The sequence below is a fragment of the Anaerovorax odorimutans genome, assembly GCF_024459955.1.
Classification (GTDB): domain Bacteria; phylum Bacillota; class Clostridia; order Peptostreptococcales; family Anaerovoracaceae; genus Hominibacterium; species Hominibacterium odorimutans_A.
The window spans coordinates 81,181-94,738 of the sequence record NZ_JANFXK010000004.1; the positions used below are offsets into that span (position 1 = coordinate 81,181).

At 40.6% G+C, this 13,558-nt stretch carries 10 protein-coding genes; 1 reads left to right on the forward strand and 9 read right to left on the reverse strand.

Annotated elements, in window-relative coordinates:
* Positions 1–14: 14 nt before the first annotated feature.
* Entirely contained in the window at positions 15–1,409 is a 1,395-nt protein-coding gene (locus NE619_RS05130) for a sigma-54 interaction domain-containing protein (RefSeq protein WP_256131302.1), read from the reverse strand.
* Between the two features lie 271 nt (positions 1,410–1,680).
* Between NE619_RS05130 and NE619_RS19285 the strand changes: the two genes are divergently transcribed.
* Positions 1,681–1,971 (forward strand): hypothetical protein, encoded by a 291-nt coding sequence (locus NE619_RS19285; RefSeq protein WP_420314506.1) that lies wholly within the window; start codon positions 1,681–1,683, stop codon positions 1,969–1,971.
* 380 nt (positions 1,972–2,351) lie between these two features.
* Here the strand turns inward: NE619_RS19285 and NE619_RS05135 are convergent, their stop codons facing one another.
* The 8 genes from NE619_RS05135 to NE619_RS05170 all read right to left on the reverse strand — a co-directional run bounded on the left by NE619_RS05135 (position 2,352) and on the right by NE619_RS05170 (position 13,518).
* Positions 2,352–3,593: a hypothetical protein gene (locus NE619_RS05135; RefSeq protein WP_256131303.1), complete on the reverse strand. Its 1,242-nt coding sequence runs from the start codon at positions 3,591–3,593 to the stop codon at positions 2,352–2,354.
* Positions 3,594–4,135: 542 nt separating this feature from the next.
* A complete protein-coding gene (locus NE619_RS05140) occupies positions 4,136–5,086 on the reverse strand; it encodes an IS3 family transposase (RefSeq protein WP_256131304.1) in 951 nt (316 codons plus the stop codon).
* 119 nt (positions 5,087–5,205) lie between these two features.
* On the reverse strand, positions 5,206–5,364 hold the full coding sequence (locus NE619_RS05145; RefSeq protein WP_256131305.1) for a hypothetical protein: 159 nt from the start codon (positions 5,362–5,364) through the stop codon (positions 5,206–5,208).
* A gap of 183 nt (positions 5,365–5,547) precedes the next feature.
* Positions 5,548–7,470 carry an AAA family ATPase gene (locus NE619_RS05150; RefSeq protein WP_256131306.1) on the reverse strand — a complete coding sequence of 641 codons (1,923 nt, stop codon included), beginning with the start codon at positions 7,468–7,470 and terminating at the stop codon, positions 5,548–5,550.
* Positions 7,471–8,836: 1,366 nt separating this feature from the next.
* Positions 8,837–10,381 carry a glutamine-hydrolyzing GMP synthase gene (gene guaA / locus NE619_RS05155; protein ID WP_256131307.1) on the reverse strand — a complete coding sequence of 515 codons (1,545 nt, stop codon included), beginning with the start codon at positions 10,379–10,381 and terminating at the stop codon, positions 8,837–8,839.
* A gap of 121 nt (positions 10,382–10,502) precedes the next feature.
* On the reverse strand, positions 10,503–12,014 hold the full coding sequence (locus NE619_RS05160; protein WP_256131308.1) for an IMP dehydrogenase: 1,512 nt from the start codon (positions 12,012–12,014) through the stop codon (positions 10,503–10,505).
* 23 nt (positions 12,015–12,037) lie between these two features.
* On the reverse strand, positions 12,038–12,793 hold the full coding sequence (locus NE619_RS05165; RefSeq protein ID WP_256131309.1) for a M15 family metallopeptidase: 756 nt from the start codon (positions 12,791–12,793) through the stop codon (positions 12,038–12,040).
* Between the two features lie 212 nt (positions 12,794–13,005).
* Positions 13,006–13,518, reverse strand: coding sequence for a ferritin (locus tag NE619_RS05170; RefSeq protein ID WP_256131310.1), 513 nt, complete (start codon positions 13,516–13,518; stop codon positions 13,006–13,008).
* Between the last annotated feature and the right edge of the window lie 40 nt (positions 13,519–13,558).

Sequence of the window (13,558 nt, forward strand, 5' to 3'; positions counted from 1 at the left end):
GCCCCGGTAAAACATCAATCTAAAAAAACACTTTTTATTCCATATTTCTTTATTTTTCTATTTAAAGTTGATTTGTCGATTCCTAAAGCCTCAGCCAATTCCCTGCTTCCTTTATAGATTTTCATCTGCGACATTATCATATTTTTTTCGTATTCTTCGACGCAGGTGCGGAGATCATTATAAAGCGGCATGCTGTCTGCCACATTAAGGTCAAAGTTATCCAGCTGCTCTATGATTTGAGCCCCCGTCACTTCACTGTCATCTGAAATAATAACAAGCCGTTTAATTATGTTTTGCAGCTCGCGGACATTTCCCGGCCACGGATATTTATGCAGGGAGGCCCAGCCGCTTTTGTCGATTTTTAAATCAGCGTCAAATTCTTTATTATATATTTCGAGGAAATGTTTTGCTAAAGGGATAATGTCTTCTTTTCGCTCTCTTAAAGGCGGAATTACAATCGGCACTACGTTTAGCCTATAATACAAATCAAGCCTGAATTCTCCGGCTTTAACTGCGTTTCTCAGCTCCGTATTCGTCGCAGCAATGATTCTCACATCGATGGGAATGTATTCATTGCCTCCTACACGAATGATCTCTTTGTTCTGCAGTACCCTGAGAATTTTTCCCTGCAGAGACAGCGGCATAATTCCGATTTCATCCAGAAACAGGGTGCCTCCGTCCGCCAGCTCAAATAGGCCCGCCTTCCCCTTTTCTGAGGCACCGGTAAAGGCCCCTTTTTCATATCCGAAAAGCTCAGATTCAAATAAGTTTTCAGGAATCGCGTCACAGTTTACCTTTATAAAGGGCTTGTCCCTTCTTTTGCTGGAATCGCAAATATAGTTAGCGATTACCTCTTTTCCCGTCCCCGATTCTCCCTGTATCAGTACGGTTATATCTTTTGAGGCCACTTTATCACACATCGCAATTGTCTCTTCCATCGCTTTGCTGTCATAAATTATATTCTTCAGTTTCCGGTCCTGCTTCTTATATTGTCCCAGCTGGGTTCTATAGGTTTCCAGTAATTTTCTGTTTTCCCGCAATTCTTTTTCAAGCTGATTAATATCGGCTACATCCCGTTCGGTTACGACCACCAGCTCAACCTTCCCGTTCTCCAAAAAGGGAACGCCCGTTACCGTTATCTCGTGTTCGTTGTTTTTCCCCTTTTGTATCAAGCTCTCTTTTTTGCCGCTTTTTATGCATTTTAAGGAAACCACTTCATTCTCGTCAAAGTAGCCTTCGTTTATTAAATCCCTGACATTTCGCCCGATCAGCTGTTCTTCGCTATACTCGCTCAACTCAGCTGACGCCTTGTTTACCAACACAATATTGCCTTCACCATCCGTGATAAATATGCCATCCCTCACGCAGTTCAAAAGCTTACTAACTTCCTTATAATCAAAACCCCGCATGTTTTTCTCCTCCTACATTGCCACAGGTTTTCCGCAAACCGGCTGCTGTTTTGCGGCTTCTGCTTGTTAGTAATATTTGCATTTTCAATAATTCTCGTATTAAAGTTAGATTTTAGCTATATTGTATCATATATGGCTTTTTTGGGAAGTGCAAAAATTATGGGAGGAGGTTAGCAACACACTATCGTGCCTTTTTCTTGCTATTAAAATCACACTTTCGTATAATAAAGCGTAGTGAAGGAGAATGTTATGAAGGAAAAAAACGGCTTTAATTGTAATCGATATGCAGGCAGACTACATAGGAGAAAAGAGCAAAAATAATTACTATTCCCATGACCTTATAGAAAAAATCAACGAGAAAATTGCGGTTTTTCAGAAACAGGAAAGCCCTGTCATATACGTCAAAAATGTTGGCAGACGGAAAAAAGAGCCGTATATTTCCGATTTTGTATATGGGTTCTCGGTTGTTATGCCTATAAAATGTGTCGGGATAAAAGACCGAGGGCGATTTGCCAATACACGGAAAAAATTGACGGAGGCTAATGTAATTATAGTCGAGTGATGGATGTAAACCGTTCTCTCGAAACACCCAAATCTATATCTCCAATAGTTACTTTGTGCCATCTAAGACTAAAATTAAGCGTTAGTTTTTACATAAAGTAAAACACCCGTCCCACGCTTTCAAAATCGGACGAGTGCTTTTACTTTTCCAATTTGGAGCAACCGTTTACCGGTGGCTCTTTTCTTATCGGTATTATATGCCATGCATTTAAAACGTTTTTCAATCGTTAAAATTTCGATAATTCATCACTCAAACTCGGCGTGTCCTTTGTCAATCTTAACTTTATTTGCTTATGTTTCATATAAATACATGCCATTTTTTACTTCAATTATATCATTTATTCTGGCTTACTGATTTTCCGTTGCCAAAATATTGCCATACTACTCCATTAAATCGAATAACTGCAGCTTTAAGGGGGCGTTAGTTTTAAGCCATTCTCGCCATTTATTATATTCACTTTCTCGCCCATTCTGTTTAAATATTCTAAGTGCTAATTGAACATGATCGTCATCATATTGCTCATTTTGATACAGTCTTAAACATGCCACAATATTTTGTTCAGCCAAATCATACTTTTTCATATCAAATGCAACTAATGCATAATTATAAAAATATGATGGATTTGATGAAATTTTGGTTACCTCATCCAAAATTTCCATAATCTCTGAATATTTTTCTTCGCCTAAACCAAACAATAACCGTTGCTTCTGATTTAGCAAAAATGCTCTGAATTCTCCCAAAACACTTCTATTGTTTAACATATTCTCAAAATAGTCATTTAAAACTTCCAATCCTTTACTCTCTAAATCATGTTTTATATATGCAGTTATAACACTTCCAATAATCTTTTCTTGTTCCTCTTCTGCATATGTTGATACTACAGGAATTATGTTTTTTTCCAATATTTCTACGGCTTTGATAGAACCAAGAGCTGCAATACTCGGCAAAACAGTTTTATAATATATATCTAAATCCATCATAACCTCTAATTTAGACATTAAAGATTCCGCCAAAGGAAGATTTCTTTGTTTCAAAGCAATAACCAATACCTCCCTTGGATCTAATTCCCCAAAATCATTCTCCCTTAAAGTATCAAGTGTTACCTCAGACGATTTGCTTGTTATTAAATTAACCTTTCGCTCAATCCTATTTAATACCTCTATTACTGTCGATAAACTTTCACCAGATGCATTACTAGAGAATCCCTCCTTATATATCCTATCAACAAACTCCTGCAATGTAGACATTGCTTTGTGAACATTTCTAGGTGTATCAAGTTCGAAAAATATTGTCCTCATAATATTTATATCAAAAGGTAATTTTTCTCCATTTTTAGCCATAAGAATAGTGGGTTTACCTGTTTCATGCCTTCTTCCACATTCATACATCACATTTGCATTTTGTCCAGTAATGTCAACAATACATAAATCTGCTTCTTGTATCAGTTTAATAATTTCAGAAGTGATTGATGCAATTGTACTAAGTCTATCTGCACGAATGATATCAAGATCATACTTTTGCAATGCCGTTCCTATTACCATTTCAAACAGATCATCTGCGTGTTGTCTTATATCTGACCCTTCTTCCCCAATAGGAGAAATTACAAAACAAGTATATTTCATCTACATTTCCTCCTCTGCTTAGAATAATAATTTGGAGGCTCTTTTTAACCCCAATACTTTATTTTGCAACATATTTCTATCACAATCTAACATTTAAAATACAGCCAATAATCCGATAACCCCCCTACCATATAAATAATGTATCCTTGTACTATTTAAACTCCGCATGCTTTTCAATTACATTAACTATATTTATTTAATTTCATACAAATATACGCCCGTTTTCACTTCAATTATATCATTTATTCTCGCTTACTGATTTTCCGTTGTACACCTTTATTATAACAAATCCTCGCAGATTAACAACCTAAGTGTTACGCAATACAAGTCCATTTTCGGGGCGGTAGATATAAAATACCGCCGTATACTCCTATTCCGTCTGGAATCTCTTGAAATATAAGATTTCTGGAGTGCCTATAGCGTAATACCTGGACAACTAGGAATTATTATTTCCGATTCGGTTTTCTTTTAATAGCCAACAATTTCATATAATCATCAAATTCAGCAGTAGTGCACTAGTCAACAAAAAGTAGACAGTTATCTTAATAAGTAGTCATTGATGGATCCGCGAAGTATTGCCGATACTGTTTTGGAGTCAGGTAGCTCAGAGAGTGAGCAGGACGCTGTTCATTGTAGAACACGATGTAATCCGCCACTTCTTCTCGGATGTACTCGTTACTCGTAATATGAAGGTCCGTAAAGAGCTCGGCCTTGATCCACCCATTCATGGCTTCCATTGCCGCGTTGTCCGTTGGCGTACCGGCGCGTGACATGGAATGCAGGATGTTATGTAGAGGGAGCAACTCGTTGAAGGCTTTTGACGCGTATACGCAACCCTGGTCCGTATGGAGCACCATGTCGAGCTTTGGGTATTGGCTTTTGATGTCGATCAAATCATGGAGGCCACTGATATAGGTCATCCGGTCTCCTCGCTTTCGCGATAGACGAGGGGCCAGAATCTCATGGTTCCACAGGTCCATGAAAACGGTCAGTTCATAGTAGACCCCTTTGAAGGAAATGGCCGTCATGTCACTTACGACGCATTGAAGGGGTCCGTTGACCTGGAGTCCTTGCATCAGAAGGTTCGGATAAACTTTAAAAGGGTCTCCCGGTTTTTTATATCGATAGTGCTTTGACTTGCTGACAATTCCCGCCGTTTTACAGCATTTATGCGCGTAAGGGTTCGACAAGACCAGGCCCGTGTCAAGGCGTATTTTCGCGTTAAGCCATCGATACCCATGGGAAGGATATTTTTCGTGGTATTCCTTGAACAGCATCAAATTGTTCGCAAAGGTTTTCAAACGCTCCGAAGGATGCTCAAGACGGCGTTTCCATTTATAAAAACTGCTTCGGTTGATGCCTAAAAGGTCGCAAAGCACCTTTATGGGAAACTTCGCGGAAAGTTCAAAAACTATTTCGAATTCTTGCTGTTTAAAGAAATGAACTCCTTGTTTTGCCCACCCCCTTTCACTTCGTACCCTTTTTTTGCGCACAATTCATTCGCCTTTGATCGAATTAACGCTTGGATTAATTCTTCTTTTGAGATCGATTGATACGATTCCATATCTCCATCGGATCCGGATTCAATGGCAACCGCTGAGATGGATTGGTGCTACTTTACTGGAATGCCATGCGCTCGTTTGTAGTCCGTGACGTACCCCTCCGCGCAGGACTTGCTGATTTTATATTGGTCCATCGCGTCCGCTTTACTGATTTCACGGGTGTAAATCCGTCTGCCTATGTCTAATCGTTGTTCTTTTGGGTATTTCATTTGACACCTCCTATGGATACTTTTGTAGAAGTGTTCCAGGTTTCACTTTAGTGTAACCCTTATTAATTACGGTGTCTACAAAAAGTGGGTAGGTGTCTACTTTTAGTTTACCACTACAAACTGTCGATGACATACAAACAATAGACCTTTTTACACTCAAACATCCATTAGTAACAGTCGCAACTATTCTCTTTCTAACGGTAATGTTAATTGCAATATCTCATCTACAGAATCTTCTTCATCTACAATTTGAATTTCATCTTCACATTCTTCCAATTCACCTAAATTTTCTTCATCTAATATATTAGATCGCAACGTTTTTAATATGTTTTCCATTTCGACAGAAACATCTCTTTCTTCCATTGCTTCTAATATATCTTCTTTATTAAGATTTAGCTTTATTTCATTGTTTAACCAATAAAAAATTTGCTTTAACGTTTCCTTTCCCATTCCGACCTTTTTATAAGCTTCGCCATCAATAATTTCCTCATAACTCCTTCTAATTCGCTCTGCTTCGCTCTTTACCTCGTTATTATTTCTATATTGATGCAAATTTAAAATTAAACTTGCTTTGAAAATACTATCTTCCAAGTTATCATCATATTTATACCTTGACATTATTATTGTATTTTTCAAGAACTCGTATATCTTATTTTCAATTTGTTCTACGGTTGGTATATTATATCCTGGAAACTTTTTACATAATGCTCTATGTATCAATTCTCCATTTAAAATATAATTTTCCACCTCATACTTTTCTAATAAGTATAACTTAACTTCTTTTTTCTCTCCATATTCAATTAGTTTTTGTCTCCATTCATCAGATAAGCCATCACTATCACGAATAAAGATAATCTCAATATCCTTATTCAAAAAATCCTTCAGCAACGGTTTAATTTGAAAGGGCATTTTATCATCTTTGCTTCTCCCTTTATGTATTGATACTGTATTAGCTCCATAAAATACTTTTGTACCCAAAATTTTATCTATAGTTTCCCATACTTCAATATTAGCATCTTCTATAAACACCATCTTCCCACTAATAACAGATTTTGCCAACTCATAATTATCTAGTTGTGCAATACTCTCTTCAACCTCTTCCTCAACTGATAATGGCTTACAAATCAAATTATTGGTCGATATTGGGACAACACTAGACGGTCTTACAGATTTAATTATTGCCGCGGAATGGGTTGATATAATTATTTGTATACCCAGCTCTTTTTGAATTTTTTGTAATGATTTAGCCAATGCTATTTGCATATTAGGATGTAAATGCGCATCCGGCTCATCTAGTAGAACCACTTTACAATCATCAGGGCATACAGTATAAATAGGTGCTAAAATCTGTAGTACCTGCATAAATCCACTTCCTGATGAGTTAAAATCAAACGTAATTTTTTCATCTTCAAACTTTTCACTATAGGCAGCTTTAACAAACATGTCTTTTTGTTCATTGAATTCAACATCATCTAGATAAAAGCTAAAATCATCAACTAATCTATCCCTTAATTTATTATAGTTTTCAATGTTATTCTTTTTCAAGTCCAGTACAAGATTTCTAATAACTGCGCTGACATTCCCTGATGATAAATGTTGCCTTATATTTACCGGAAAAGACCTTTGCTCCGTTTCCTGTAGACCAACAAATCCTGAAATTAAAAGAGGTGTAAAATCATATATTGTTGGGGCATTTTCCAAGTCGTTAGCTGTTGATAAACATTTTAGGTTAAATCCTCCAAACAATGAAGATACCTGTAACTTATAAATATTTTTTTTGTCATCTGTTAATTCAATTATTGCACCAAATGTCCTATTGCTTTTTCTACTTTGCCGAGATATTTTTCCATAATATAATTCTCTAAAATCTGCAATATTTATTCCGGGTAGTGTTGTTGCTCCAATACCTTTTACCTTTGGAGTCGCTTTACCACCTTTAAGCGTGATTAAACCACTTTTAGCAAAAGTGTTTAATGATAAATTTATTGCTTGTATAACTGTCGTTTTACCACAACTATTTTCTCCCATCATTACTGTAAATGGTTTTAGCAGGACTTCATTATTTTTAAATTTTTTAAATCTTAAGAGTTTCACTTTCGTAATCATAATATTACCTTCTTCCATTGTACTTAAATGTGATGTTATCATCACACAATTGATTATTCTATGTTCAAGCAGTTCTATCAAGCCATTTATCTTCAAATTTTATTCTATCAAAGTTAAAAGCCATAGCCGTAGAGCCTTCTCGTTTATTCTATAAAGATTATACAAGAATACACATAAAAAATCAAAATTTTATATACCTTTATTAATGTCAAGCTATTATGTAATTTTCTTACATGAAGCCATTCTTCCAGTACAAGATTAAATCCTGTTTGACATTATCACACATTAAAGCATATCGCACATAATCGAGAAAATATTTGGCAGCGTATTTGTATCCGTTAATGGTTGTGCCCAATAAGTTCTTTATTTTATACTGTCGTAAATGTATCTCAGTCAAACTTTTATATCCAAAGAATCCTCGCTAAATGTTTTTCTTTCTCTTTCTTCCCCTCATTAAAAAGGTCCTCGGAATTGCACAGCCAGTCCTCATCTAACCTGTCTGCCATTTTGATTTGCCTTGTCGGAAATAAGTGCGCATATCACAATGTAGCTATCTAGACACATATTAAGGCGTACGTATGATGACGATAGGTGATAGAATCAAATATTTTCGTAAGAAACAGTATATAACACAAAATAAACTTGCGGAACCATCCGGTATTTATCCTGTTTTGATTCGTAAATATGAAACGAACAAAATGATTCCACAGGACCCACAGCTAACAAATTGCATAGGATTTAAAAGTCAATGTGATTGTATTAACCGCGTATATATTCCCAAAATGCACTTTGATACTGTGGGAGATGTAATGGGTGTGCTCATGCTTCTTTTGAGTACCAGTATTATTGAAATGACTTGCGACAAATCTCCTAAGGGGGGGTGATCCTTAAGGCTGTTGAAATTAAACCACATTCTATTTTTTCATCATTTCTAGGGTTAGCGCCAACATCGAATACGAACAGCAAAAACGTTTGAATGATTTTATTACTCAAATCACTCATCAACCAATGACCGGTGATTTAGTTGCTTGGTATGAAAATCGGAATGACTATTATGAACTATTATCCCCTACTGCTTATAAGGATATTAAAGCGCCGGATTTGGAGTTGTACAGATGCAAAGCGTTAAAAGAAAGCCAGGAAAACTAGCTTCAGTTTGACAGATTGCCCTTTGAAGAAATGTTAAAACGTAGTCTGGAAATACACGCCTCTGAGAGGGATACGGTTATTAACAGGGCTAAAAACAGATGCCAGATTATATGAATCCTGAAAAGAGTAAAGAGAGAGGAAATGAAAAATTGTACTCAAAGCACATAAAAAAATCCCACAAACCCGCATAATTGCTAGATTCGTGGGATTCATTTTTCTATTCAAACTCAATCGTCCCCGGCGGCTTGCTCGTAATATCATACATTACCCGGTTCACATGACTGACCTCATTAACAATCCTGCTGGTCACCTTCTGCAGCACCTCCCAAGGGATCTGCGCCGCTTCCGCCGTCATAAAGTCAATGGTATTCACCGCACGCAGCGCAATGGCATAATCATAAGTCCGTTCATCGCCCATAACGCCTACCGACCTCATATTGGTCAGCGCCGCAAAATACTGGCCGATATCACGCGCAATTCCCGCTGCCGCGATCTCTTCACGATAAATCGCATCGGCATCCTGCACAATCTTGACCTTTTCCGCCGTAACCTCGCCAATAATCCGAATTCCCAATCCAGGACCAGGGAATGGCTGACGGAACACCAGGTGCTCCGGAATTCCCAGCTCCAGACCTGCCTTGCGGACCTCATCCTTAAACAGGTCCCGCAGCGGCTCGATAATCTCTTTGAAATCCACATAATCAGGAAGTCCGCCTACATTGTGATGGGACTTAATGACCGCTGACTCGCCGCCAACGCCGCTTTCCACCACGTCCGGATAAATGGTTCCCTGTACCAGGAAATCCACCTTGCCGATCTTTTTCGCTTCCTCTTCAAAGACGCGGATAAACTCCTCGCCGATAATCTTTCGCTTGCGTTCCGGCTCAGTGACCCCGGCCAGCTTGGAATAAAAACGATCCTGTGCGTTGACCCGGATAAAGTTCAAATCATACGGGCCTGACGGGCCGAAAACTTCCTCAACCTCATCGCCCTCGTTTTTACGCAGAAGACCATGATCCACAAAGACACAGGTCAATTGTGAGCCGATGGCTTTGGACAGCATAACTGCCGCCACCGAAGAGTCCACGCCGCCGGACAGCGCGCACAGAACCTTGCCGTTACCCACCTTCTCGCGAATCGCTTCAATGGAAGTCTCAACAAAGGAATCCATTCTCCAGTCGCCTTTGCAGCCGCAGACGTTGTACACAAAATTGGACAGCATCTTGGTTCCTTCCACCGTATGGAGCACTTCCGGGTGGAATTGGAGGGAGTACAGTCCCTTTTCCGGCATTTCGGCCGCTGCAACCGGACAGTCGGAAGTATGGGCAGTCACCGTAAATCCCGGAGCTGCCTGCTCAATATAGTCATTGTGGCTCATCCAGCAAACCGTCTTTCCTGACACGTCCGTAAACATTTTCGAAGTCCGATCCACTGTCACCTCAATCTTGCCGTATTCACGGACCGGAGCCTTGCACACATGTCCGCCCAGAAGGTGCATCATCAGCTGCGAACCATAACAGATTCCCAAAATTGGAATTCCCAATTCGAACAGCTCCCTGGTATAAGTCGGAGAATCCGGCTCATAGGCACTGTTGGGCCCGCCGGTCAGGATAATGCCCTTTGGATTCATCGCTTTGATTTCTTCAATATCTCTTTTATAGGAATAGATTTCGCAGTACACATTGCACTCACGCACGCGCCGGGCAATCAGCTGATTGTACTGCCCGCCGAAATCCATAACAATTATTTTTTCATGTTCCATGGAAATTTCTCCTTAAAGTAAATTCAACAAGTTTCCTGTATCTCGATTGTTTTGACAGCTAAAAATTGACCTCAAACTTTTTGTATCCATTTGCCGCAGCCACCGGGCCGATAAAGCTCTGCTATCTCAGGTTGCTGCTGTTGGAGGTGTCTTTCAAAATAACATCGTGGGCGCCGCCCTCTACCAGGCTGGTTGCCGAAACGATGGTCATCTTTGCGTTTTTCTGCAGCTCCGGAATGGAAAGCGTCCCGCAGTTGCACATAGTAGATTTCACCTTCTGCAGGGAGTAGCGAACATTGTCGCTGAGCGCGCCTGCGTATGGAACGTAGGAATCCACGCCCTCTTCAAAGGAAAGCTTGCTGTCGCCACCCATGTCGTAACGCTGCCAGTTGCGGGCACGGTTGGAACCCTCGCCCCAGTATTCCTTCACGTAGTTTCCGTTGATGTTCAGCTTGTTGGTCGGAGACTCATCGAATCTGGAGAAGTATCTGCCCAGCATGATGAAGTCAGCGCCCATAGCGAGAGCCAGCGTCATATGATAATCGTAAACGATTCCGCCGTCGGAACAGATCGGAATGTAAACGCCCGTCTTTTCGTAATACTCGTTTCTGGCCTGGGCCACTTCAATTACAGCGCTGGCCTGACCGCGGCCGATGCCCTTCTGCTCTCTGGTGATGCAGATGGAACCGCCGCCAATACCGATCTTAATAAAATCAGCGCCGGCTTCTGCCAAATAGTTGAAACCGTCTTTATCGACAACGTTTCCTGCGCCGATCTTAACCGAATCGCCGTATTTCGCACGAACAAAGTCGAGGGTATCCTTCTGCCATTCGGAAAACCCTTCGGAAGAGTCGATACAGAGCACGTCCGCGCCTGCATCAACAAGGGCCGGAATACGTTCCGCATAGTCCCTGGTGTTAACGCCTGCGCCGACCATGTAGCGCTTGTGCTCATCCAGCAGTTCATTTGGATAAGCTTTATGTGTATCGTAATCCTTTCTGAACACAAAGTGGGTCAGCCTCTGGTTATCATCAATAACCGGCACGGTGTTCAGCTTATTGTCCCACAGAACATCGTTGGCTTCGGAAAGAGTAGCCCCTTCTTTTACATAAATAAGCTTTTCAAAAGGTGTCATAAATTCCTTAACCTTTGTTTCCAGAGACATTCTGCTGATTCGATAGTCTCTGCTGGTGATAATTCCCACCAGTTTGCCTTCCGCGGTTCCGTCCTCTGTAACGGCTGTTGTGGAATGGCCTGTCCGCTTTTTCAGTTCCAGCAGTTCACCCAGAGTCTGGTCGGGACGGATGTTGGCATCGCTGGTCACAAAACCAGCTTTATGACTCTTCACCCTGCGGATCATCGCCGCCTGATTCTCAATCGTCTGGGAAGCAAAGATGAAGGAAATGCCCCCCTCCTTTGCCAGCGCAACGGCCAGCTTGTCATCGGATACCGCCTGCATGATCGCGGAAACAAGAGGAATTTTCATCTTTATGGAAGCTTCCTCACCTTTTTTAAATTTAACGACCGGGGTGGCAAGGCTCACATTGTCAACCCTGCATTCCTTTGAGGAATAGCCCGGTACCAGTAAATACTCGCTGAATGTCCTTGATGGTTCATTGAAATATACTGCCATCTTTACCCTCCTTTAAAACGTTTTTATACTTCTCCCAAATATTCTTCGAGAGTAACTTTCTGTTCATAGATCTCTTTTGCCGCGTCCTCGCCCACATAGCGGATATGCCACGGCTCATATTCATAGCCTGTAATATCTTCCTTATCCTTTGGATAGCGAATAATAAAGCCATATTTGTGCGCGTTCTTCGCCAGCCATTTTCCCTCCTTGGTCGAGCCGTAGGCCTGCTCCAGATTGTAGTCCACCGAAGGCGATGAAACATCTGCGCAAAGACCGCTCTGATGTTCACTGTATCCCGGTTTGGCGCTGTATTGCTCCGCTGTGTATTTCCCATCCTTGTTTACATACGTCTCATAGAGCGATTTCTGATAAGAGTACGGGCGAAAACCACTGGTCAATTTAATCGTATGACCCTGTTTTTTCGCAGCCTTTGCCAGGCTGTTAAAAGCCGATGCCGCCGTTTTTCGCAGCTTTTGATACTGCGATTCCCGCGACGCAACAGCGTATTTAACTTTTTTTAAATCCCCCGGTTCATAATCCTTTCCAAGCCCATGAGTCTTATTGACAAGAACCAGATATTCCGAAGACTTGTCCACTGCCGGCGGCTGTGTCTGAGTGGTAGCTTCAGTCGGTGGAATCGTTGCGCTTACCTGCGCGTCCCCTTCCCCTACCTCTTCATGAACATAGGGCGCCAGCAGAAAATAGAATCCGGAAAACACCAGCAGCATCAATATGGCAACAGCAAGCCTGAGCGTAGGTTTTTTCCTGTTCTTAACCATTTATTTCCCCTTTTTCTTACTCAAAACTATATTAACATATTTTATAATAAATTACCCTCTTTTACAAATAAAATTTCCCTCTTTTCTCTGACTTCATTGAAATAATCCTTGTTAAGAATATCCTTTGTAAAAACATCCGCACTCCAAAAAAAGCTGTTGCCCGAAACTTTCTAAAGTCCCGGGCACAGCTTTTTTGTTCTTTAAACGTTCTTTTACAGGGTCAGCGAAGGCGCATTGTAAGTTCTTGCCGCCAGCTCGCTGTCCAGCATATACAGTCCTTTGGCATCGGTGCCGAAGAGTTCAAATTTGCGGACCAGGCTGTCAGCAGTATCCTCTTCCTCAGCCTGCTCTTTTACGAACCAATCGAGGAACTGCATGGTACGAAAATCTTTATCCTGATAAGCCGCGTCATAGATATTGTGGATCAGGCCTGTCACATAGCGTTCGTGCTCCGCGCCTGTCTTCAAAGGATCGATAAACTCTTTAAATTCCTTATCCGGCTTTGCGATAGCCTCCAGCGTTACGGATTCGCTGTTCTGCTGCAAATATTCCATAAACAGCATTGCGTGATCCCGCTCTTCCTGAGCCTGCACCTTGTACCAGTTATAAAATCCGTCCAGATTTTCATCTTTATAGTAATTCGCCATATCCAGATACAGATAAGCGGAATAAAACTCTTTGTTTACTTGATCGTTTAATAATTCTACTACTTTTTTCGATAACATGTCGTATCCTCCTTATTTTGATAATAACCTTATTTTATAT